Source organism: Hyphomicrobiales bacterium (assembly GCA_039973685.1).
In the GTDB taxonomy this organism is placed as follows: Bacteria; Pseudomonadota; Alphaproteobacteria; order Rhizobiales; family JACESI01; genus JACESI01.
In genome coordinates, this window is sequence record JBDWKL010000039.1 from 1 (window position 1) to 22,610 (window position 22,610).

The 22,610-nt window shown below is 49.1% G+C and carries 21 protein-coding genes; 3 read left to right on the top strand and 18 right to left on the bottom strand.

What is annotated here, in order from left to right; genetic code table 11:
- The 4 genes from ABJO30_10375 to ABJO30_10390 all read right to left on the bottom strand — a co-directional run.
- On the bottom strand, positions 1-461 hold a 461-nt coding region (locus ABJO30_10375), incomplete at its 3' end, for a glutamate synthase-related protein (GenBank protein MEP3233221.1).
- A gap of 31 nt (positions 462-492) precedes the next feature.
- On the bottom strand, positions 493-1,329 hold the full coding sequence (locus tag ABJO30_10380) for a GXGXG motif-containing protein (protein MEP3233222.1): 837 nt from the start codon (positions 1,327-1,329) through the stop codon (positions 493-495).
- The gene (locus ABJO30_10385) at positions 1,317-2,252 is read right to left on the bottom strand and encodes a glutamine amidotransferase (protein ID MEP3233223.1); all 936 of its coding nucleotides are present in this window, start codon (positions 2,250-2,252) and stop codon (positions 1,317-1,319) included. Before ABJO30_10385 ends, ABJO30_10380 begins: the two co-directional genes overlap by 13 nt.
- Before the next feature lie 84 nt (positions 2,253-2,336).
- Positions 2,337-3,812, bottom strand: coding sequence for a glutamine synthetase family protein (locus ABJO30_10390; protein ID MEP3233224.1), 1,476 nt, complete (start codon positions 3,810-3,812; stop codon positions 2,337-2,339).
- Between the two features lie 303 nt (positions 3,813-4,115).
- Here ABJO30_10390 and ABJO30_10395 point away from each other — a divergent pair, with 303 nt between their 5' ends.
- Positions 4,116-4,808: a FadR/GntR family transcriptional regulator gene (locus ABJO30_10395; protein ID MEP3233225.1), complete on the top strand. Its 693-nt coding sequence runs from the start codon at positions 4,116-4,118 to the stop codon at positions 4,806-4,808.
- A gap of 29 nt (positions 4,809-4,837) precedes the next feature.
- On the opposite strand, the gene ABJO30_10400 is transcribed toward ABJO30_10395, so the two are convergent.
- The 7 genes from ABJO30_10400 to ABJO30_10430 form a co-directional block, all read right to left on the bottom strand.
- Positions 4,838-5,659 (bottom strand): carbon-nitrogen hydrolase family protein, encoded by an 822-nt coding sequence (locus ABJO30_10400; protein MEP3233226.1) that lies wholly within the window; start codon positions 5,657-5,659, stop codon positions 4,838-4,840.
- A 53-nt stretch (positions 5,660-5,712) separates the two neighbouring features.
- Entirely contained in the window at positions 5,713-7,275 is a 1,563-nt protein-coding gene (guaA, locus tag ABJO30_10405; protein ID MEP3233227.1) for a glutamine-hydrolyzing GMP synthase, read from the bottom strand.
- A 468-nt stretch (positions 7,276-7,743) separates the two neighbouring features.
- Positions 7,744-9,048, bottom strand: coding sequence for an RsmB/NOP family class I SAM-dependent RNA methyltransferase (locus ABJO30_10410; GenBank protein MEP3233228.1), 1,305 nt, complete (start codon positions 9,046-9,048; stop codon positions 7,744-7,746).
- Between the two features lies 1 nt (position 9,049).
- Positions 9,050-9,475, bottom strand: coding sequence for an MAPEG family protein (locus tag ABJO30_10415; protein MEP3233229.1), 426 nt, complete (start codon positions 9,473-9,475; stop codon positions 9,050-9,052).
- A gap of 3 nt (positions 9,476-9,478) precedes the next feature.
- The gene (guaB, locus tag ABJO30_10420) at positions 9,479-10,972 is read right to left on the bottom strand and encodes an IMP dehydrogenase (protein ID MEP3233230.1); all 1,494 of its coding nucleotides are present in this window, start codon (positions 10,970-10,972) and stop codon (positions 9,479-9,481) included.
- Positions 10,973-11,099: 127 nt separating this feature from the next.
- Positions 11,100-11,753: an RlmE family RNA methyltransferase gene (locus ABJO30_10425; protein ID MEP3233231.1), complete on the bottom strand. Its 654-nt coding sequence runs from the start codon at positions 11,751-11,753 to the stop codon at positions 11,100-11,102.
- An 83-nt stretch (positions 11,754-11,836) separates the two neighbouring features.
- Complete coding sequence (locus ABJO30_10430) at positions 11,837-13,300, bottom strand: Ppx/GppA phosphatase family protein (protein ID MEP3233232.1); 1,464 nt, start codon at positions 13,298-13,300, stop codon at positions 11,837-11,839.
- 236 nt (positions 13,301-13,536) lie between these two features.
- On the opposite strand from ABJO30_10430, the gene ABJO30_10435 reads away from it, so the two are divergent.
- Positions 13,537-15,354 carry an ATP-binding cassette domain-containing protein gene (locus tag ABJO30_10435; protein ID MEP3233233.1) on the top strand — a complete coding sequence of 606 codons (1,818 nt, stop codon included), beginning with the start codon at positions 13,537-13,539 and terminating at the stop codon, positions 15,352-15,354.
- A 112-nt stretch (positions 15,355-15,466) separates the two neighbouring features.
- On the opposite strand, the gene ABJO30_10440 is transcribed toward ABJO30_10435, so the two are convergent.
- Positions 15,467-15,736, bottom strand: coding sequence for a sel1 repeat family protein (locus ABJO30_10440; GenBank protein MEP3233234.1), 270 nt, complete (start codon positions 15,734-15,736; stop codon positions 15,467-15,469).
- 390 nt (positions 15,737-16,126) lie between these two features.
- On the opposite strand from ABJO30_10440, the gene ABJO30_10445 reads away from it, so the two are divergent.
- Positions 16,127-16,537, top strand: a complete 411-nt coding sequence (locus tag ABJO30_10445; GenBank protein MEP3233235.1) for a DUF2147 domain-containing protein — start codon at positions 16,127-16,129, stop codon at positions 16,535-16,537.
- A 79-nt stretch (positions 16,538-16,616) separates the two neighbouring features.
- On the opposite strand, the gene ABJO30_10450 is transcribed toward ABJO30_10445, so the two are convergent.
- The 6 genes from ABJO30_10450 to ABJO30_10475 form a co-directional block, all read right to left on the bottom strand.
- Positions 16,617-18,095: a hypothetical protein gene (locus ABJO30_10450; GenBank protein ID MEP3233236.1), complete on the bottom strand. Its 1,479-nt coding sequence runs from the start codon at positions 18,093-18,095 to the stop codon at positions 16,617-16,619.
- Complete coding sequence (gatB, locus tag ABJO30_10455) at positions 18,096-19,580, bottom strand: Asp-tRNA(Asn)/Glu-tRNA(Gln) amidotransferase subunit GatB (protein MEP3233237.1); 1,485 nt, start codon at positions 19,578-19,580, stop codon at positions 18,096-18,098. It lies immediately after the preceding gene.
- Between the two features lie 60 nt (positions 19,581-19,640).
- Positions 19,641-19,958, bottom strand: coding sequence for a chorismate mutase (locus ABJO30_10460; protein MEP3233238.1), 318 nt, complete (start codon positions 19,956-19,958; stop codon positions 19,641-19,643).
- 33 nt (positions 19,959-19,991) lie between these two features.
- Positions 19,992-21,473 (bottom strand): Asp-tRNA(Asn)/Glu-tRNA(Gln) amidotransferase subunit GatA, encoded by a 1,482-nt coding sequence (gene gatA / locus ABJO30_10465; GenBank protein ID MEP3233239.1) that lies wholly within the window; start codon positions 21,471-21,473, stop codon positions 19,992-19,994.
- Positions 21,474-21,503: 30 nt separating this feature from the next.
- Complete coding sequence (gene gatC / locus ABJO30_10470; GenBank protein ID MEP3233240.1) at positions 21,504-21,791, bottom strand: Asp-tRNA(Asn)/Glu-tRNA(Gln) amidotransferase subunit GatC; 288 nt, start codon at positions 21,789-21,791, stop codon at positions 21,504-21,506.
- Between the two features lie 96 nt (positions 21,792-21,887).
- Positions 21,888-22,556, bottom strand: coding sequence for a VTT domain-containing protein (locus tag ABJO30_10475; GenBank protein ID MEP3233241.1), 669 nt, complete (start codon positions 22,554-22,556; stop codon positions 21,888-21,890).
- Positions 22,557-22,610: the final 54 nt, after the last annotated feature.

The window sequence follows — 22,610 nt, forward strand, 5'->3', positions numbered from 1 at the left end:
TGAATACACTGGTAGAACCATTTTGAAGAGTAACGGCGCTCGTCCGGGATCATTCCCCCCTCACCCGAACAGGTTGCAGAACCTGCCATGGTAGCACCACGTGCCAGCGCCGTTTTGGCTTCGAACGACAAAGCGCCGAAGCTCATACCTGTAATATAAATTGGAATATCCAATTCGATTGGTCGCTTAGCGCGTGGGCCAATCACTGTTTTTGTCAAACACTTCTCGCGGTAACCTTCAATCACGAAGCGGGTCAACGTGCCCGGCAAGAATGTGAGATCATCCCAGTGTGGGATTTTCTTGAACAATGAGAAACCGCGCATACGATAGCGGCCAAGTTCTGACTTAATGTGGATGTCATTGACGACTTCCGGTGTGAAAACCGAGCTGGAACCCAGACGATATTTCTCTTCTTCTTGAAGTTTCGAGAAGCCAGTTTCCTGTTTTGATTTATCTAGCATGATATGCTCCTAAACATGAATGCTTAGCCCTTTAGAGGACCAGCTTCTTCTCTGATGGTTCGAGGTTGTCGTATGACCAAAGTTGCTTACCTGCGACGATCTTAGTGAAGTGATCGACACCTTTTTCTGGCATCATCTCATATTGAGTGAGCTTTCTGGTGAGCCAAGCTTTATCAAGGTCCGTCAGTTCTGCTGGAATAGCATCAACACCAAGATCGCGGATTTCGCCGCCAACATAAATGGTGCCGTCATACATGCTGTCGCCAAGGTTTTTGCCTGCATTACCACAGACAACCATGCGGCCCCGTTGCATCATAAAGCCTGAGAACGCGCCCGTGTCGCCGCCCACAAGGATGGTGCCACCCTTTTGGTCGATGCCTGTACGAGAACCCACTGAGCCTTTGCAAACAAGATCCCCACCACGAATGGCTGCGCCGAAGGTAGAGCCTGCGTTTTTCTCAACAACGCAAACGCCAGCCATCATGTTTTCACCGAATGACCAACCAACACGACCATTGATGCGCACCGATGGGCCATCAAGAAGACCGCAGCCAAAGTAACCAAGCGATCCATTCACGATGAAATTCATGCGATGCAGAATGCCGACGATAATTGAATGTTTCGCACCTGGATTCTCAAGCACAATGGTGCCGTGACCTGTTTTAATCAGTTCACGAATTTCGAGATTGATTTCGGTCGCTTCTTTGCCTTCGCAATCAACCGAACTCCGTTTGTTAAAGTCCACATCTGGAGCAAACGCATAGGCATAGGTGCCTTCGTTATCCAGAGAGAACATTGTTTTAATATCACGGCCCTTAAGCGGTTCCGTGTGCAGTCCCATCTCGTGGGATGTTTCTACGCCTGCCATACGCGGACCTCCTCATCATACGGATCCCAAGTGTCAATTTCGTGTGGAATAATGGCGCGGATTGCGACTTCTTCAGAAGCAAGGGCCACCATGTCATCGCTCTCATAAAGAACCATTGGCTTAGCCGCCATTGAGTCTTTTGCCATGCCGAGTTGGTCTTTGGTGGTCACGAGGTACGTGAATACACCGTCGATCTCGTCGATGGATTTAGTCAGGCTTTCTTCCAGTGATAGACCTTTTTCAAGGTTCACCGCTGTGTAAACGGCCAACAGTTCTGAATCACAATTGGAAACAAAACGCTGCCCTTCACGCTCCAACTGGCGACGCATCAACCAGTAGTTTGTGATCTGGCCGTTATGAACCACGGCAATATCGCTATATGGGTACGCCCAATATGGGTGCGCCGAGCGAATATCCACGTCTGATTCAGTCGCCATGCGTGTGTGACCGATGGCATGTGTGCCAGTGAAGTTATCAAGACCATAAGCCTCTGAAACAACGCTTGCATCACCCAAGTCTTTGATCAGCTCCAATGCAGAACCAACTGACAGGATTTCAGCCCCATCAATGTCTTCCACATGATCAGCCATTTTTTGCATGTCGCCGTCATATTGAATTTCGTAGCGATAAGCGTACTCCGTCGCTTCTGCTAATTCTTTGACAACGACGCCAAGCGCTTTCAAAGTTTCGTCGACTGCTGCTTTACGCTTCACAATCTCGTCGCCCATTTTTAAGGACTTCGCGAGATCTTCTTGCTCAGCGACCTTAAAGCGCAAAATGAATGTATTTTCTTCTGGCTCACCATAGACCGCGAACCCGGTTGAATCCGGCCCTCGATGTTTTAGCGCCTGCAGCATGTTGGTCATTTCTTGACCAACATTGCTTGACCCTTTTCGGTGGATCAGCCCTGCTATTCCGCACATGGGCACATTTCTCCTGTTGACTAGTTTGCCGGCAGGACAATCCCTGCCGGAATTCTTTAATTATTTTTGGAGTTTGCTTGCTGCTTACGGCAAGCATTCCATATAAGTTTCTTTGTCCCAATCAGTCACAGTGGACATGGAGCGAGCATGTTCGTCTGACTTATATTCATTGTAGAGGCGGTACATTTCGCCCGGCATACCGCGTCTTACGACTTCGCTATGCTCGAGGTGAACCAACGCTTCACCGAGAGACATTGGAAGCTTCTTCACTTCTTTGCCCTCTTTAATAGCTTCGTAAATGTTACGCTCTTCTGGTGCGCCTGGATCAAGATTGTTATCAATGCCATCATCCATGGCAGCCAATAGAGTTGAGCCCATGAGATAAGGGTTCACCATTGAATCGACGGAGCGATACTCAAAACGGCCCGGTGCAGAAACGCGAAGACCTGTCGTGCGGTTTTGGAAACCCCAGTCAGCAAAGACCGGCGCCCAAAAGCCTGTATCCCACAAACGACGGTATGAGTTCACTGTTGAACAACCAATCGCGGTCAACGCTTGCAAGTGATGCACAACGCCGCCGATGGCACGAAGGCCTTCTGCACCTGGCATTTGTGGATCATCATCATCCGGCATGAAGGTGTTCTCGCCACCTTTCACATACATGTAGTTGTCGCGCATGCCTGGCAGATTGTCTGGATCGTTGCCCGTGCGAACAAACTGGTCCTCGCCCCCACGCCATAAAGACATATTATGGTGACAACCAGACGCAGACACGCCCATGAATGGTTTTGTCATAAAGCAAGCAAAGATACCGAACTCACGCGCCACTTGCGCACAAATCTGGCGGTATGTGGTCAAACGGTCCGCATTGCGCAACACGTCATCAAACATCCAGTTGAGTTCCAATTGACCCGGCGCATCTTCGTGATCACCTTGGATCATATCGAGGCCCATTTTGCGGGTGTATTCCATTACCTTCATTGTGACAGGGCGAAGGCTTTCAAACTGGTCAATGTGATAGCAATAAGGTTTGGAGAAACCATCTTCTGGCTTGCCATCCTCGTTGAACTTCAACCACATCATTTCCGGCTCTGTGCCGATGCGTAGCTGTGTGCCATGTTTTTCTTGGAATTTCTCATGAAGGCGGCGAAGGTTTCCGCGACTATCCGATGTTAGATACCCACCTGGATCTTCCTTCTCTTCACGGTTACGGAAGAGCGTACAATAGAACCGACCAATTTTTGGTGCCCACGGTAGCTGCATAAATGTTTCAGGTTCAGGAATGCCAACCAACTCAGCAGCCTCTGGACCATAGCCCATATATTCGCCAGCACGGTTGAGGAACAAGTTCATGGTCGCGCCATAGACGAGCTGGAAGCCCTTTTGAGCGACGCTCTCCCAGTGATCCGCAGGGATGCCCTTACCCATGATTTTGCCGGTGACAGAGACGAATTGCAGATAGAGATACTCGACGCCAAGCTTGTCGATCATCTCACGCACTTCTTTTACTTTTTCGTCGCGACCCTTAGCCTCAACAAACCGCTCTAAATCCGTTGCCATTTATGAACTCTCCCTCCTCAATCCAATAATAACCATTACTATACCAATACCATACCAATTTTGACAATAGGGAAAATGAGACAAGTGCTAAAGACCTAAGCAATACCTCAAAAAATGTGCATTCAATCCACAACTTAGCCTGCCCATTTCCTATGCAAACTTGCAAAATTTAATCACTCGGACTATCTATAGGGTAAGGAAACTCGTTCAACCTCCCCCCCTTCTGGCAATCTAAGCCGCTGATATTAAACAGTTTTCTTATATAAAAACAGAATAAATAGAAGGTAATCAAAGCGATTTCTTATGAACGTTGAGTATTTGGAAAATCGAAACCTACAAGGATCTAGATCTATTGCTGATAAAATTCGGCATGCAATTGGTTCTGGGCGGTTTACGAATGGTGACCAATTACCATCTGAGCGCGAACTATCTGAAATGTATGACGCTTCTCGAACCACAATCAGGAAAGCGCTGGATACGTTAGAGGTAGACGGTATGGTCTCACGCAAAGTGGGAAGCGGAACCTTTGTGACTCATATCGTCGAAGAAAACGATATTGAGAAGGTTGTTGGCGAAATTAGTCCAATCCAACTAATCGACGCCCGTATTGGCTTTGAACGCCAGATGCTTCGCCTCGCGGTTATCCACGCAACTGCCCGCGATATGGAGAATTTGGAAAAAATCCTCGTTTCTCTTGAAGCCAGCGAAACCGACAATGCGCTGTTTACCCAACTTGATTCAGATTTTCACCAGTCTGTCGCTATTGCGTCGGGCAACCCGCTGATTTTGCAGCTCTATAATCAGATCAATGAAGTGCGCACCCATTCGCAATGGCAAGCGGCGCGTAAGTCGGTTCTAACGCCACAAAAAGTACGTGAATATAACGGCCACCATCGCCAAATATTGGATGCGTTAAAAGCACGGGACATCAATGCAGCAATTGACGCGTTAAACCTGCACATGGACCTAGCGCGCCGTGATCTTATTGGCGATTAATCCCCCCCGCCATCATATTTTACTGACCACTACACCGAAAAATCGACATCATGCGTAAGCGAAGGTATACGTCGCCGCGCTTCTTGCACTTTTGCCATGTCGATCTCAGCCATAACAACGCCCTCGCCCTCGCCGCCATCTGCCAGCACAGCGCCCCATGGATCGACAATAAGCGAATGGCCATAACAGGCGCCGCCGCCTTCTATCTCACCGTATTGGCATGGCGCGATAACAAAGGCGCCGTTCTCAATCGCGCGGGCGCGTTGTAATACGTGCCAATGGGCTTCACCGGTTACTTTTGTAAAAGCGGCTGGTGTTGCGAGAATATCTGCGCCCTGTTGAGCCAATGATCGATAAAGCGCACCAAAGCGCAGGTCATAACAGATCGAGAGGCCGATATTGGCAAAGGGCGTTTCGGCTATGACAGTTTGACCGCCTGCTGCAATGGTCGCGGATTCTCGATAGGCTACGCCGTTTAAATTCACATCGAAAAGATGGATTTTATCGTAGGAAACAACCAGCTGCCCATCTGGCCCAATCATGCAAGAACGATTATTGATGCGCCCGTCAGCCGTTAAAACACCAATAGAACCAAGCAACAACCAGCATTCCAACTCTGCTGCCAAGGCGGAAAATGCTGTAAGCACGGGATGGCCTTCTTCCACAAAAGCGGCAGGCATAAACAGGCCGTTCTGCGTTGTCAGACCAGAAAAATATTCAGCCGTTGCAATGAAGGTCGCGCCGTCTTTTGCGGCCTGCCGGATAAGACGTGATGCAACATCAATATTATGATCACCATCGCTCGTTGCGGAGTTTTGAATGCAGGCAGCAATGAATGTCGATGTGGTCAAAACCAATCCCTCCTCGTTTATTCCACCGAGATGGGGATGGGAAAGGTGTTAGCCTATTCCCACTCAATCGTTCCCGGTGGTTTGCTGGTGACATCATACACTATTCGGTTGATGCCCTTCACTTCATTGATGATGCGCGTCGCAGCACGGCTTAGGAAGTTCATATCATAATGATAAAAATCTGCGGTCATACCGTCGACTGACGTGACAGCACGCAATGCGCAAACGAATTCATACGTGCGGCCATCACCCATCACGCCAACAGTCTGGACTGGGAGAAGCACGGCAAAGGCCTGCCAAATTTCATCGTAAAGGCCAGCCTTCTTGATTTCATCAAGATAGATCGCGTCTGCTTGGCGAAGAATGTCGAGCTTGTCGCGCGAGATGCCACCTGGACAACGGATCGCAAGACCTGGCCCTGGGAAAGGATGACGTCCAACGAAATGATCAGGGATACCAAGTTCACGACCAAGATCGCGCACTTCATCTTTGAAGAGTTCGCGCAAAGGCTCCACAAGCTCCATATTCATGCGCTCGGGGAGACCACCAACATTGTGGTGTGATTTGATTGTGACCGATGGGCCGCCAGTAAAGGAGACGCTCTCAATCACATCTGGATAAAGCGTGCCTTGGGCAAGGAAGTCTGCCCCGCCGAGCTTCTTGGCTTCCGCTTCAAACACCTCGATGAACAAGCGGCCAATAGTTTTGCGCTTCGTTTCAGGGTCTGCTTCGCCTTCTAACTGTCCAATGAACAGATCAGCGGCATCCACATGCACAAGCGGAATATTGAAATGACCACGGAAGAGAGAAACAACCTCTTCACCTTCATCCATACGCATAAGGCCGTGATCAACGAAGATGCACGTCAGCTGATCGCCGATCGCTTCATGGATCAATACAGCTGCAACAGCACTGTCTACGCCGCCTGAAAGGCCGCAAATGACCTTCTTGTCGCCCACTTGATCACGGATCGCTTGAACTGCTTGCTCGCGGTAAGCGCCCATAGTCCAGCTGCCTGTGCAACCACACACGCCAAGAACGAAGTTAGACAAGAGCTTCGCGCCATCCAGTGTGTGTACCACTTCAGGGTGGAACATGAGACCGTAGTAATTGATTGCCTCATTGCCGAAAGCCGCAAAAGGCGCGTTTTCGGAAGCGGCCATAACCTCGAAGCCATCAGGCAAAGCATTCACACGGTCGCCGTGGCTCATCCACACTTGGTGTGAACCGCCCTTTTCCCAAACGCCATCAAAAAGCGCGCAGTCTTTTTTAACTGTCACTTCTGCACGACCAAATTCGCGATGATCGGAACTTTCCGCCTCACCGCCCATTTGAACGCAAAGTGTCATTTGACCATAGCAAATGCCAAGAACCGGCAAGCCACTGTCAAAGATCACCTGAGGCGCACGTGGGCTATCAATATCACCAGTGGAGGCTGGACCGCCAGAAAGGATCACGCCCTTTGGTTTTAAGCGGTGAAACCCTGCTTCGGCAGATTGAAAAGGAATGATTTCGCAATAAACGCCTGCTTCACGCACGCGCCGCGCGATCAACTGTGTGACCTGCGAACCGAAATCGACAATAAGGATGGTATCGGGAGAAGATGTCTGTGTCATGTTGGGTGATTAATCCATCACACCGCGCATGACAAGAAGGCTTGCAGCTTAACATAGCTGATATGCCCAAAATACAGATGTTAGGTGAAAAAATCTGCCAAATAACGTATCAAACCAACGAAACGACCGCACAATCGGGTCATTTCATGGTCTGTGTTTACTAGCCTATTTCATCAAATAATCACTCAGGGTGATAAGAATGAAAAAATTCAACAGTACGACTGTTGAAAACAACCAAAGTGAGAGACCATTTGTCTTTTGCTTCATCATAACGCTACTCCTAACTAAGACCCGTTTGCGGGTTCATTGCCACCATTTTTCGTAAATGGTTTCTTGATGACATCACTCAAAACGCGAGTAATGCCTCAAGCATTTACACACCATGCCATAGGACAGTTATCCTTCGGTTATTAAGCGTGGTAAGCAAGTTGTTGAAAGGCGTGGTGAGGAAAAGGTTAACGCGCCTCTCTAGTCAGCGCGACACAATACACCGATGAAAAAACCGTCGGTATTTGTGGCTGCTGGTGTGAGCGTAATCGAGTTGAGATCAGCCGACCAAGGCTGTGGTTTTTCAAAACCAAACAGGTCTTGCCAAACTTCCCCAACCGAGACGATTTCAAACTCTGGGTTGGTTTCTGCAAATTTCAGCAATTGCAGCTCATTTTCTTGTGGGAGAATTGAGCACGTAACATAAACCAAGAACCCGCCAAGCTTCACATATTGTGCGGCTTCTTCAAGAACGGCTTCTTGCTCTTCAACCCGTCGTTCAACTGCTTCCGGTCTTAGTTTCCATTTTGATTCTGGATGACGGCGCCAAGTGCCTGTTCCAGTACACGGCGCATCAACGAGAACGCGGTCCATACGGCCAACTAACGAGGTCAGACCATCAACGCCGCCCTCACCTTCTGGTGCATGAACTTGTACATTGCGGCAACCTGCGCGGTTGATGCGGTCGTAGATTGGCGCAAGGCGTTGTTTATTCGCATCAAAGGCGTGAATTTGTCCCTTGTTTTCCATGATCATGGAAAGGGCGAGCGTTTTGCCGCCAGCGCCCGCACAAAAATCTAGCACCTGATCACCTGCGCGACCATAAATGAGGTCTGAGGCAATTTGGCTGCCTTCATCTTGAATTTCAAACCAACCTTTTTTGTAGCCTTCTTCCGCCTGAATGTTCGGCAAGCGCTTTGCGCCCCGACCCGGCTCAATACGCAAGCCATTACGCGCAATATTTGTTGGCTTTGCATTGGTTTTTGAAAGGGCATTTGCCACTTTCTCACTCGTTGCTTTCAGCGTATTCACACGCACATCAAGCGATGGACGCTTTGTGAAGGCTTGGCCTTCTTTGATCCATTCTTCTTCATATGTTTCTTCAAAGATTTCAGCTAACCAATCAGGCAAATCTGCTTGCACAGCTTCTGGCGCATCTTTGATGTCTCTCGATTTAAAAGCAGCAATGCGCTCCTCGCTGATTGGCGGCGGAGCGAATTTGTCGTCTTTCAATGTTTCGGCAAGGCTTTCGGGCGTCAAATCCCAGCCATCAAACAAAGCCGCATGAACAAGCGACGACGCGCTTTCATCATCCATGCGCCATGCCAAAGAGCGGCGCTTACGAAACACATCATAAACAAGATTACCAATGGCCGCACGGTCACCAGAGCCTGCAAAGCGGTGGGCATTACCCCAATCGCGCAAGGCTTCCGAAATCGGACGTTTGTTGTTTTCAACTTCTTCAATCACCGCAATCGCTGCTTCTATTCGCCCACCAAGTCGCATATTAAATCGCCGTCATAAGTTGCAGGGCGACTAAGCCCCAAAGTGCCATCGTTGCAAACACGCTTGTGAAAAAGCCAGCTGCTCGATGATAAACATTATTGTAAGTGAGCAAGATCGCCGCTTGGACGAGCCTGCCGATGATAAAAACCCACGCAATTACGAGGGCAGTCTGAGTTACCGCGCCAATTGAAAACAGCGCAAGGGATGCTGCATGAAACAGCACCGGCATCTCGAAATTGTTCGCTACAGCACGCGCGGCAACAGCGCAATAGTCATTGTCAGATTCAGGCTTCAACACCTTAAAATCACGAAGGTTGATTTCCTTGTTCTTCGCAGAAATCGCCCGTCTTCTGCCAAGCTCCATATAAAGCACAAAAACCAAGGCCGCATGAGTAAACATCGGCCAAAAGATCAGCGCTTGCTTCATAGCTTAGCTGCCGCCGTGATAGTTCGGGCTTTCGCGCGTGATTTGAACGTCATGCGGATGGCTTTCGCGAAGGCCAGCACTTGATATGCGGATGAACTTAGCTTTGGCTTGTAAGTCCACAATATCTGCAGCACCTACATAGCCCATCGCCGCGCGAAGACCACCAGACATTTGGTGCAAAATGTTTGCAACTGGCCCTTTGTAAGGCACCTGCCCCTCAATGCCTTCTGGCACGAGTTTAAGCGTGTTGGTGACTTCCGATTGGAAATAGCGGTCCGCTGATCCACGCGCCATTGCGCCAACTGAACCCATACCGCGATAGGATTTATAAGAACGGCCTTGGTGCAGATAAACTTCACCCGGACTTTCTTCAGTGCCAGCAAGCATTGAACCAACCATTACGACCGAACCGCCACCTGCAATGGCTTTGGCAATGTCGCCAGAATATTTGATGCCACCATCTGCGATGATCGGCGTGCCACTTTTTGCACCCTCTTCCGCACATTCCATAATGGCGGTAAGTTGCGGCATACCAACGCCTGCGACAACACGCGTGGTACAAATTGAACCTGGCCCGATACCAACTTTAATGCCATCAGCACCAGCATCAATCAGCGACTTGGTGGCTTCAGCTGTTGCCACATTGCCCGCAATTACTTGAACGCTGTTTGAAAGTTTCTTGATGCGGCTTACCACATCTGAAACATGCACCGAGTGACCGTGGGCTGTATCAACAACAACCACATCAACGCCTGCGTCGATTAATGCTTCTGCACGTCCAAAGCCTTTATCGCCAACGGTAGTGGCAGCAGCAACACGCAAACGGCCTTCTTCGTCCTTACAGGCATTTGGATTGAGCTTTGATTTCTCGATGTCTTTTACTGTGATCAAGCCAACGCATTTATAATCATTATCAACCACAAGCAATTTTTCGATGCGGTGTTGGTGCAGTAAACGCTTGGCTTCTTCGTGGGTTGCGCCTTCGGTCACTGTCACGAGATTCTCGCGGGTCATTAGCTCATAGACTTTTTGAGCTGGGTCTGAGGCAAAACGCACATCGCGGTTTGTCAAAATACCGACCAAACGACCTGGAACAGCGCCGCCCTCTTCAACCACTGGAATACCTGAAATTTTATTTTCAGACATGAGGTCTAACGCTTCTTGCAACGTGGCCTCGGGACCAACGGTCAAAGGATTGACCACCATGCCGGATTCGAATTTTTTAACCCGCGCGACTTGATTGGCTTGTTCTTCAACATCGAGATTACGGTGAATAACACCAATGCCACCTGCTTGCGCCATGGCAATCGCTAATCCTGCTTCAGTTACCGTATCCATCGCGGATGAAACAATTGGAAGATTGAGTTCGATCGTCTTTGTGAGGCGCGAGGCAATGTTTGCATCTGCGGGCATCACTTCTGAACGACCCGGTTGCAACAACACATCATCAAATGTGAGTGCTTCATTACCAGTTACATGGGTTAAAATTTCGGCCATCGTCAACTCCATCGTGCTTCAGGTTGCGCTTGTTTTTGGGAGTAAACAAGCAGGCAAAACCTAGTGGCTGTTGACGGGTGTCCCTACCATGCCTTTTTCAATGTGCAAAGGGGAAACTTAGGTTTGTCTACCCTTTAAATCCTTTTGCCAGAACATAAAGTTCAGGCGATTCTTTCCGGCTTGCTGGTGGTTTGATGTGATAGATTTTTTCAAAGTTCGCTTTGAGGTCTTTTAAAAGCGTTTGCTCGGTGCCGCCGCGAAACACTTTTGCCAAGAAATCACCACCCGGCGCCAGATTTTCTTTAGCAAAATCAAAGGCTACTTCGCATAGGTGCAAGGTACGAATATGATCTGTCTGTTTGTGACCTGTTGTTGGCGCGGCCATATCCGACATCACAAGATCAGGTTTACGCCCGCCAATGGCCTGCATCAAAGCATCCGGCGCTTCATCATCAAGAAAATCCATTTTCAAAAGCGCAACGCCTGGTATTGGATCAACATCCAGATAATCAATGCCGACGACCAGCGGGTTGTCACTGTTTGATCCAAGGCGTTTGGCCGCAATTTGGCTCCACCCGCCTGGTGCGGCACCTAGATCAACGATCCGCATCCCACTGCGAAGCAATTTGTGCTTTTCATCAATTTCAATAAGCTTATAAGCCGCGCGTGAACGATAGCCATCGCGCCGTGCTTGCGCCACATAGGGATCATTGAGCTGACGTTCCAACCATTGAGCCGAAGAATTGGACCGCTTCTTGGCCGTTTTCACGCGCACATGCAGGTTACGGCCAGCGGTTGAACGCGTACCATCTTTAGAACCACTTCCTGAAGAGCGACGGCCGCTTCCAGTTTTAGATCCATTTGTCACGGCTTGTTACCTCTTGGTCGATGGCGTGGATTGGGTTTTCGTGCCCCTCCATTACGCGGCCTTTGAGATGTTCGCAAGACACCGTCTTTATTCATGAGCTCATATAAGATGCCTTCACGCAGACCACGGTCAGCAACACGCAAGCGCGAACAAGGCCATTTTCGGCGCAATGCTTCTAAGATAGCACAGCCTGCCAGCACCAAATCAGCGCGGTCTTTGCCTATACAGGCGTTTTGTTCGCGCTCTTCAAATGGCATATCCAACAATCGTTGGGTCATGTCTGACACTTCATCTGACGACATCCAAATACCATCAACCTTGCGTCGATCATAAAACTCGAGGCCAAGATGAACGCCTGCAAGTGTAGTGACCGTGCCAGACGTTCCCAGCATATGGACACGGCCCTCACTCACCATTTGCGAAAGAGCGTCAGCCTCAGGGAAATCATCAAGCATGCCCATAACTTCATGAACCATGCCTTCAAAACTCTCAGGCGTCACACGCACGCCACCATGACGTTCTGAGATATTGACGACACCCACTGGCAAAGATGTCCACGTGCGGATTAATTTAGAAAGGTCACCGCCACGCCGTTTTCCAGATTTCAGATCCAGCCAAACAAGTTCAGAAGAACCGCCACCAATATCAAAAAGAATGGCACCATCCGCACTTCTGTCCACCAGCGAAGAACACCCAGCAACCGCTAGCCTAGCCTCGGTTTCACGATCAACGATTTCAAGCTCAAGGCCTGCTTCTTCGCGTACTCGGTTTATGAATGCCTCACCATTTTCGGCAACCCGACATGCTTCTGTTGCAATTAGGCGAAAACGCTTGATGTTTCTATTTTTCAGCTTACCAGCGCAAACCTTCAACGCATCAACAGCGCGGTCCATCGCCTCATCAGAAAGCTTGCCCGTGTGCGCAATGCCTTCGCCCAACCGCACAATACGAGAAAACGCATCGACTACCCTAAACGCGGGGCCGTTGGGAACAGCAACCAGCAGACGACAATTGTTGGTGCCGAGATCTAGGGCTGCATAAGCAGGCCGATCTCTAAAATTGGTGCTTCTATCGTTGTTAGGCTTTGCTTGTGGTCGTTGTGATGGTGCATTGCTGGCGACAGAAGTATCGGCTTGCTTTTCGCGCGGCTTGCGGTGGCCCCAAGGTCCTCGACGGCGTTTGCTACGCCCTTTCGGAGCGCTTACATTATCATCCGTCTGTGGATGGCCAACGACAGGCTGCGATGATTGGTCACCGCCATGACTGTCTGTATTGACTGAAGCAGATTGAGAATTAGGCTGTGCAGCGTTTGCATTTTGCGTGGTATTGCCTTGGCCTCTTTTGCCACGCCTACCCCGCCGACGACGCTTACGCTTTACGCCTTCTTGCTGTTTTGATGTATCGGCGTCAGTGGACCCGGACCCAGAAGAGCCAGAATCCTCGCCATCAAAATTTGCCACGTCGATGCTCCGACGTGCCGTGTCAAAATTGCGTGGCGGTCAGCTATTGCGGCACACGGTAAACGGTGCCAGACCAATGCTATTCATCACCATATGCCTTTGAAACGGCACAGATTTGATTTCAAGTTGCAAACAGCCTAGCACGGAAACGGAGATCACCAAGAAAAGAATCCGCTAAGTGACCCTTTTGTGATTTTTTCTGATAAGAAGCGTAAAATTGAGAACCGTTTAGTCCTATGCCACCACCACTGATACACCTTAAAGAAACCACGCTTACCTTTGGCGGTTCGCCGCTTTTAACCGGAGCGGAACTTACCGTATTCGAACGCGAGCGCTTATGCCTTGTCGGCCGTAATGGCTCAGGTAAATCGACATTCTTGAAAATCGTAGCGGGTGAAATTACCGCCGACGGCGGCGAGCGTTTCGTTCAACCGGGCACAACGATTCGATATTTACCGCAAGAACCTGACCTTTCAGCCTTCGCGACCATCCGCGATTATGCCATGGCGGGATTAAACGAGAGCGACGACCCTTACCGTGTCGATTACCTTCTTGATGCGTTGAAAATTGATGGTGATCGCGAACCCGTCAATCTATCAGGCGGAGAAAGCAGACGTGCTGCCCTTTGCCGTGCACTTGCACCAGAGCCAGACGTATTGCTGCTTGATGAGCCAACCAACCACCTCGACTTGCCTGCCATTGAATGGCTGGAAGAGGAATTGAAGAGCACGAAATCAGCGCTTGTTCTCATCAGCCATGACCGCGCCTTCTTAAGCGCTTTGTCAAAAGGCACCGTTTGGCTAGATCGCGGTGTTACGCACAAAATTCCGCAAGGCTTTGATGGCTTTGAGGAATGGCGTGACAAATTCTTTGAAGAAGAAGACCGCAACCTCCAGAAACTAAAGCAGAAAATCGTTGCGGAAGAAGATTGGCTTCGTTACGGCGTGACAGCGCGGCGAAAACGCAATGTGCGCCGTCTTGGTGATCTTCACAGCCTACGCGCCGAACACGCTGAAAAGCGCAGAAGCAACCAGCGCGATGACATTTCCATGGAAGCTACATCAGCCGATGCCTCTGGCAAGCTGGTTGTGGAAGCGCATGGACTTTCAAAGTCCTTTGGCGACAAAAAGATCGTCGACGACTTTTCCATTCGCATCGCGCGCGGTGAACGTATTGGCGTCGTTGGTCCCAATGGCGCGGGTAAAACCACCTTATTGAAGCTGATATTGGGCGAACTAACGCCTGATACAGGCACAATCAAACTCGGTAGCAATCTGGAAACAGCGACACTTGACCAACAACGCTCTTCGCTTTCACCTGATTGGAGCTTGAAAGATTCACTGACCCAAGGCACAGGCGATACCGTCACGGTTGGCGGCGCGACTAAGCATGTTATGAGCTATATGAAAGACTTTCTCTTTCGGCCAGAACAAGCGAACACGCCAATCCATGCGCTTTCTGGTGGCGAACGTGGCCGCGTCATGCTGGCCCGCGCCCTCTCCCAGCCCTCTAATTTGATGGTGCTTGATGAGCCGACGAATGACCTTGACCTTGAAACACTCGATCTCTTGCAAGAATTGCTGAGTAATTTTGAAGGAACGGTAATTATTGTAAGCCACGATCGTGATTTCATTGATCGGGTGGCAACATCTACCATCGCTTATGAGCAAAACGGCAAATGGCTCTCCTATCCCGGTGGCTATAGCGACATGGTTTCGCAGCGTGGGTACGGCGTGAAAGATGCGGATGCTGGCATTGCGAAGAAGGTGGCACGGTCAAAGCTTGAGGACAAAGCACAGCAGCCATCAAAAGCTTCTAAAGCAAAGCTTTCGTACAAAGAAGAACACGCACTAAAGACGCTTCCAGATGAAATTGCAAAATTGGAACGGGATATGGAAAAACTCAATACAGCGCTGAGTGATCCCGATCTTTATAGTCGTGATCCAGCCACGTTTGAAAAATATTCAAAGGCGTTGGAAGGACGACAAGCTCTACTTGATAAAGCAGAGACGCGTTGGTTGGAGCTAGAAGAGCTCAAACAAAGCTTATCGTGAGATGTGGCGCAACATGCGCCTACACATGCCTCATTGACGCGCTTTAACGCGACAAATGAGATCCGGCCAATCAAAGAGTGACCGAATCCGGCTTTTAAAGTAAAAGCCGGACTTAGTGTAGGTTCATGTAGTTGCGTGCAGATTTGAGCGCTTTAGCTTTTTCAGCTTTAGTCATCTCAGATGAAATCTCTGTACGATATTCTTTTGCTTCTTCACTGCCAGCCATTGCAGCAAGGTTGAACCATTTGTGCGCTGCGACCAAATTGATCTCAACATCACGTCCGCATGAATACATCATGCCGAGTTCAAAGAATACTTCTGGTGAAAGGGCGCGACCGCCGATTGTCGAAAGTTCCGCGCTGTCTAATTCAAAACGAGCCATAATTAATGTTCCTGTTCAAACTTGTTGTTCGTCGTGCAGATTTTTCTGCGTTGATGAATACAGTTTGAGCGGTGTGACTAAAAACCGAGTTAAATGATAAGCTGAATCAAATCTGAATCGATTAAAAACGAATGATTCAGATTCATTTTGGATTCATATTTAGATGGCGGATTCTATGGGTTTTGAATCGAAATTTAAGAAAGGATTCAATTTTGTAGAAAGGTTTCCTTAAGGACGATTCAAATTGCAAAATTTAATTTCTAAAAAAATACTTCAAAAAAAGTGCCAATTTCTGACGTTACGGGACGTTTTCAAATGTATTTTTATTGCTTACGTTAACGTCAAGAGCGGTGCATGAAGCCCTAAAAACCGCTTAAGGAGGAGAACACAATGACCAAATTAGTAACTGGATTTGCAGCCCTAGCACTGCTAGCCACCACAATGCCAAGCTTTGCGGCAGGGATTGAAGGCACATGGAACAGATCTGACGGAAAATCAAAAATCAGAATTTCTAAATGCGGCAGCAGCTTTTGCAGCAAAATCGTTTGGCTTAAAACGCCGCGCAAAGATACAAAAAACGAGAATGCGTCACTAAGAAGCCGCAACCTTGTTGGAGCCACCATTTCGAAAAACCTCAAACCTGCTGGCAATGGCAAATGGTCTGGCAGCATTTATAGCCCTAAGAAAGGCAAAACCTATAACGGCTTTGCAACTCTAAAAGGGAACAAGTTGAGCATGAAAGGCTGCCTAACAAGTGCGGGCCTGCTTTGCCAATCTGCAAAGTTCTCCCGAGCAAAGTAATTTCTGGGAAGATTAGCAACAATAAGAACCGCTCCATTTTGGGGCGGTTTTTCTTTGCGCTTATCATTTTCTATGGAGCTTAAGGCTTCTTGCGATAAAGACGCGTCGCGACCCAACGGCTCGAGCGATAGCCGTGCTCTCGCCATTTATGCGGCCAACCAACAGTAATGACATTCTTATGACGTAAAGCGCGGCGGGCTTCAGCGTCATCCACGCCAAGCTGTTTCAACCAATCAATCACTCTCCTATCATAAGCTGCGATCTCTGTATTATTGCGAACAGGCCAAACAGCAATAGTTGGTCGCGGACCTTCAGATAGGTTCAACTTATTTGAACCCGCAAAAACCAAGGGTTTTTCATCAGCAGGCCAATAAGCTACCAAATGACCGCCGATGCGAGGATCAGGCGTTACTACGCGGTAATGAGGCTTTACATCAAACCGCTTGGCTAGTTCTTCTGACAGACCTTTAAATGGAATGCCGAAATAACAGCGGTTACAAACCGGATCGAGAACATAAAAATTGGCAGCGCGGCTCACAAAGGCCACCATCATGAGGCTGAGGCATAAAAACGCGAAGAGCTTAATGCGTCGATCCGATGGGAAACCACGACGAAGTCTGTCCAAGAGCCAGATCGGCGTTAGAAAAAGCACAGGCATCAATGAGCGCTCTGAATAGTCAGTAACACCCATCACCGCACCTGCTATCAACAAAGCGCCGATGATCACGATGGTCGAAATGCGAATGATGGTTATCTCTTTGCGCTCACCTTCTACGATTGTAAAAAACTCAGGCATAAACAACAGCACCAAAATAGGCAGCAATGGCGAAAGATAGGCGAGCGATTTCAAAACAGCATTGCCCGCACCGCTGAATAGGCTTTCATAAACAGGCCATTCGTTGGTGATTGCAAAATTTACGATAAGGGCAACAGCAAGCAAACCACCACCCAAGACAATGAGACGCGGAAGTGCTGCATGTTTGGACCATGTAAAGAGCGCGCCGATGGCAAGTGCTGGCAAGAAGACCCAGAACCATAGGCCACTGAGCAAACCAAGCCCAATGAACAGTGTGAGCCACAGGCCATTGACCAATGCTAGCCCTGCTCTACCAAACGCCCAAAATGTGCCAGCAACAGCAACCATCGTGATCAGCGGATAAGTGAAGCCTTCATGCAATCGCCAGCTGATTTGATAAATCAGCCCATAAGCTCCAACTGTGAGCAAAGCCCACACGCCACTTCTTGAAACTCGGTGGCTAACAAGGAAAACGAAAAGCAATGCAATCGCGAGCAAGCCGTAACGCAGAATTTGGAAGACCAGTGCATTTTCGCCCAGAACCTCAGTGAGACCAAAGGCCAAAACATCAAAAGGATGCGCCCCAGACTGCACGAGAAAATCAAACGTCTGCACCTTAAGCAGGCTAACAGGATCATTCTCGCCCAAATTCCACGTTGCAAAAAGCCGCATGGTGCTGTGGACAATGCCGTAACTGACAATTAGTAGCAGGACACCGGTAAAGCTCGTGAAAAAAGACTTATCGCTTTTTTCCTGATCCACTTACTCAATACCGATTTTTGACCGAAGAATTTCGTTCACCGCTTGTGGGTTGGCTTTGCCTTGGGTGGCTTTCATCACCTGACCGACGAACCAACCAAGTAGCTGTGGCTTTTCTTTGGCTTGCTCGACCTTTTCAGGGTTGGCCGCGATGACTTCATCAACGGCTGCTTCAATCGCACCCGTATCCGTCACCTGCTTCATGCCGCGTTCTTCAACGATGGCTGCAGGGTCGCCGCCTTCATTATAGACTATTTCAAACACATCTTTCGCGATCTTGCCGGAAATTGTGCCTTCTTTGATAAGGTCGATAATACCGCCGAGCTGTTCTGCGGAAACGGGCGTGTCTTCAATTGAGCGGCTGTCTTTGTTGAGCGCGCCTAGAAGGTCATTGATCACCCAGTTGGCAGCAAGCTTCGCATCGCGGCCATTGGTTACTTGTTCAAAGAAGTCTGAGGTTTCTTTTTCTGCGACCAAAACACCAGCGTCATAAGGAGTAAGACCTAGCTTATCTATAAAGCGCGCCCGTTTTTCATCTGGCAGCTCTGGCAAGTCAGAGGCGATCTCATCGACGAATGCTTGATCAAATTCAAGCGGCAGCAAATCAGGGTCTGGGAAATAGCGATAATCATGCGCTTCTTCTTTTGAGCGCATAGAGCGAGTTTCGCCCTTCACGCTATCATAAAGCCGCGTTTCTTGGTCGATCTCGCCACCGTCTTCGAGGATTGCGATTTGGCGGCGGGCTTCATATTCGATAGCCGCAACAGCAAAGCGCATGGAGTTGACGTTTTTGATCTCACAACGTGTACCAAACTCTCCGCCCGGTTTGCGTACAGACACGTTGATGTCTGCCCGCATTGAGCCTTGCTCCATATTACCATCGCACGTACCGAGGTAACGCAGGATCGCCCGAAGTTTCGTTAGATAGGTGCGCGCTTCTTCTGATGAGCGAAGGTCAGGCTTAGAGACAATCTCCATCAACGCCACGCCAGAACGGTTTAAGTCAACGAACGACATGGTTGGGTGTTGGTCGTGCATGGATTTACCAGCATCTTGCTCAAGGTGCAGACGCTCCACGCCAATCTCAACACGCTCTCCGTCTTTCATGTCGAGGTAAATGATGCCCTCGCCCACGATTGGCTGTTTGAACTGGGAGATTTGATAACCCTGCGGCAAATCTGGATAGAAATAGTTTTTACGGTCAAACACCGAGTAATTGTTGATCTGAGCTTTAAGACCCAATCCAGTACGCACTGCTTGGCGCACACATTCTTGGTTGATCACTGGCAACATGCCGGGCATGGCTGCATCAACGAAGGAAACATGATTGTTCTGCTCGCCACCAAACTGTGTTGAAGAGCCAGAAAACAGCTTCGCTTCAGATGAGACCTGAGCATGAACCTCAAGGCCCATAACAATTTCCCAGTCGCCAGTGGCGCCTTTAATGAATTTTTGCGGATCGGGCGTACGTGTATCAATCAGGCTCATGAGTGTGCTCTTTAGAATATCGTTGTCTTGTTCATTTCGGATTTACGCGTTTTAAGGACCTTATGCCTCGCCGTCGCGCTCATTCATTTTTTCTTCTTCATACTGGATGCCCCAGCCGATGATTTGACGCCATAACGCTTCGGCAAGATCAGGCGGCATTCCAGCCTTATCTGCTTTTTCACGAACATTATCGATCACGGCCTGAATGCGCCATGGCACGGTTGCCTCAGCTGCATTGTTCTTAATCTGCCAAATACGGTCCACGTAGCCCCAACGTTCAGCCAAAAGCTCAACGACGGCGGTGTCTATCCGGTCAATCTCATAACGCACATCTTCGCGGGTTTCACATTCAGCAGGTGTTTTGAGTCGTTCGGTCATTGGGTCATCTCCGTTTGGATATGTAAGCAAAGCCTACCACCATTTCTCCGGCTGGTATGTGCCTGCGGCGTCTTCGATTACTTGGCCGAGTTGGAACAAGGTTTCTTCATCAAACGGACGACCGATTAATTGGAGGCCGAGGGGCAAGCCGCTTGATGATAAGCCGGCTGGCACAGAGATACCTGGAAGACCCGCCATGTTCACTGTTACCGTGAAGATGTCGTTTAAGAACATTTTGACTGGATCAGCCGCCATTTCTTCGTCGCCTATCGGGAACGCAGGCGTTGGTGTTGCGGGTGTTAGGATCGCATCCACACCTGCATTAAACGTCTGGTCGAAGTCTTGCTTAATCAGCGTGCGGACTTTTTGAGCGCGTAGGTAATAGGCGTCATAGTAGCCAGCAGAAAGCACATAGGTGCCGATCATGATGCGGCGTTGAACTTCTTTGCCGAAGCCTGCCGCGCGGGTTTGTTCGTACATGTCGGTGATGTCATTGCCATCAACACGAAGGCCGTATTTCACGCCATCATAACGGGCAAGATTTGAGGACGCTTCAGCTGGTGCCACAATATAATAAGCTGGCAATGCGTATTTTGTGTGCGGCAGAGAAATATCAACAATCTCAGCGCCCGCCTCTTTCAGCCAATCAATACCTTGCTGCCATAGCGCATCAATTTGACCGTCCATGCCGTCCATGCGGTATTCTTTTGGAATGCCGATCTTGAGGCCTTTAACAGATTTGCCGATTGCGCTTTCATAATCCGGCACAGGAAGATCAACACTTGTGGTGTCTTTCTTATCAACGCTTGCCATTGATTTCAGCAAAATCGCGGCATCACGGTTTGTGCGGGCAATTGGGCCTGCTTGGTCGAGTGATGAAGCAAACGCCACAACACCCCAGCGCGAACAACGGCCATAAGTAGGCTTGATGCCGACTGTGCCCGTAAAGGCTGCTGGTTGGCGAATAGAACCGCCCGTATCAGTTGCTGTCGCACCAGCGCACATGAAGCCTGCAACCGCTGCCGCAGAACCACCAGATGAACCACCCGGCACGAGGGCCGTTGTGTCATCTTTCTTGCGCCACGGGTTTGTTACTGCACCATAGTAAGACGTTTCATTGGATGACCCCATCGCAAACTCATCCATGTTGAGTTTGCCAAGCATCACCGCGCCATCATCAAACAGGTTCTGCGTGATGGTGGATTCGTAATTCGGCTTAAAGTCATTGAGAATGTGACTACAGGCTTGGCTATGCTCGCCCTTGGTACAAAACAAATCTTTGATACCGAGCGGAATGCCTTCCAGTGCACCAGCGTTTCCGCCAGCGATTTTCTCGTCGCTTGCTTTGGCTTGGGCTTTAGCAAGGTCTGGTGTCACGCTCACATAAGCGTTGATTTTATCATTGGCGCCATCAATCGCGCTCAAATAAGCATCGGTCAATTCAACGGCACTGAACTCTTTGTTGGAAAGAGCGGTGCGGGCATCAGCAATGGAGAGTTTGGTAAGATCGGTCACTTTTAAAAGGCCTTATGTCTTTAAGAAATTCTATTCAACAACTTTAGGAACGGCGAAGAAATCGTCGTCAGAAACGGGCGCATTGCCTGTAACTTTATCTGCGTAACCGCCATCGGTCACACCATCTTCACGCATACGCATTTTCTGATCAACGACAGAGGTCATTGGTTCAACATCATCGACATTGACCTCATTAAGCTGCTCAACCCAATCAAGGATCGTATTCAACTCACCCTTCATGCTTTCGGCTTGTGCATCATCAATGGCGATGCGCGATAATTTGGCGACACGTTTTACTGTCTCAGTATCAACTGACATGGAATTTTCCGGTGTTGAAATTGTTCGTATCCGCGCTATAGCAGAGCGGCTGCCTCAAGTGCAATATCGGGATGAAAACAAGTTCAAAATTTGCGCTTAAATCGCCTTACGGGAAGGTTTCTTGCTGTCTGAGAGCGAAATGCCCTCAGCTCGAAGTTCTCTTTTGGCCAAAACACCGATGTAAACAAGCATGAGAATCGTTGCCACCAGCGCAAATAACAGGCCTGCTACACTGACCCAACTCGAAAACAGATCGCCCGCTAAGACATCCATACTCGTTTTGCCAATCCAAACTTTGATAATGGCACCGGGCAAAAGACCAATCAAACTTGCCCAAATATAACTACGCCGATCGAGAGCTGTCAGACCAAAAGCATAATTTTGCACGGCAAATGGCAGCACCCCTGACAGGCGGATCAATAAGATGAGCCGAAAGCCGCCTTTGACAACCACACGTTCCAAGGTGCCAACAAGCGGTCTTTTCGCACATATTTTGGCCGCATATTCTTTGCCAAGACCGCGCGAAATTGAAAATGCAATTATTGAGCCCACGACGGCACTGAAATACGCAATCGGAATGCCCCACCATCCAAATATCGCCCCTGCAGCCAATGAAAACGGGGTAATTGGCAGGAACAACAACACAACGAGAATGTAGACAGCGACAAAAAACAGCAACCCTATCGCACCTAAGCTTGCCGTTAGTTCAGCGAAACTCTGCGCGAACTGGGCGAAACTCTCTATCATGGCGAAAACTGAACTCATGAAACATACTACGCCTTAGTTGAATAGGAATTCAATCACTCGGTTGATCACAGT

What these genes read in the sequence shown, in the direction of transcription:
- ABJO30_10380 (MEP3233222.1), bottom strand. Translation starts at nt 1,329, where the DNA reads ATGGCAGGCGTAGAAACATCCCACGAGATGGGACTGCACACGGAACCG.
- ABJO30_10385 (MEP3233223.1), bottom strand. Translation starts at nt 2,252, where the DNA reads ATGTGCGGAATAGCAGGGCTGATCCACCGAAAAGGGTCAAGCAATGTT.
- ABJO30_10390 (MEP3233224.1), bottom strand. Translation starts at nt 3,812, where the DNA reads ATGGCAACGGATTTAGAGCGGTTTGTTGAGGCTAAGGGTCGCGACGAA.
- ABJO30_10395 (MEP3233225.1), top strand. Translation starts at nt 4,116, where the DNA reads ATGAACGTTGAGTATTTGGAAAATCGAAACCTACAAGGATCTAGATCT.
- guaA (MEP3233227.1), bottom strand. Translation starts at nt 7,275, where the DNA reads ATGACACAGACATCTTCTCCCGATACCATCCTTATTGTCGATTTCGGT.
- ABJO30_10410 (MEP3233228.1), bottom strand. Translation starts at nt 9,048, where the DNA reads ATGCGACTTGGTGGGCGAATAGAAGCAGCGATTGCGGTGATTGAAGAA.
- ABJO30_10415 (MEP3233229.1), bottom strand. Translation starts at nt 9,475, where the DNA reads ATGAAGCAAGCGCTGATCTTTTGGCCGATGTTTACTCATGCGGCCTTG.
- guaB (MEP3233230.1), bottom strand. Translation starts at nt 10,972, where the DNA reads ATGGCCGAAATTTTAACCCATGTAACTGGTAATGAAGCACTCACATTT.
- ABJO30_10435 (MEP3233233.1), top strand. Translation starts at nt 13,537, where the DNA reads ATGCCACCACCACTGATACACCTTAAAGAAACCACGCTTACCTTTGGC.
- ABJO30_10440 (MEP3233234.1), bottom strand. Translation starts at nt 15,736, where the DNA reads ATGGCTCGTTTTGAATTAGACAGCGCGGAACTTTCGACAATCGGCGGT.
- ABJO30_10445 (MEP3233235.1), top strand. Translation starts at nt 16,127, where the DNA reads ATGACCAAATTAGTAACTGGATTTGCAGCCCTAGCACTGCTAGCCACC.
- gatB (MEP3233237.1), bottom strand. Translation starts at nt 19,580, where the DNA reads ATGAGCCTGATTGATACACGTACGCCCGATCCGCAAAAATTCATTAAA.
- ABJO30_10460 (MEP3233238.1), bottom strand. Translation starts at nt 19,958, where the DNA reads ATGACCGAACGACTCAAAACACCTGCTGAATGTGAAACCCGCGAAGAT.
- gatC (MEP3233240.1), bottom strand. Translation starts at nt 21,791, where the DNA reads ATGTCAGTTGATACTGAGACAGTAAAACGTGTCGCCAAATTATCGCGC.
- ABJO30_10475 (MEP3233241.1), bottom strand. Translation starts at nt 22,556, where the DNA reads ATGAGTTCAGTTTTCGCCATGATAGAGAGTTTCGCCCAGTTCGCGCAG.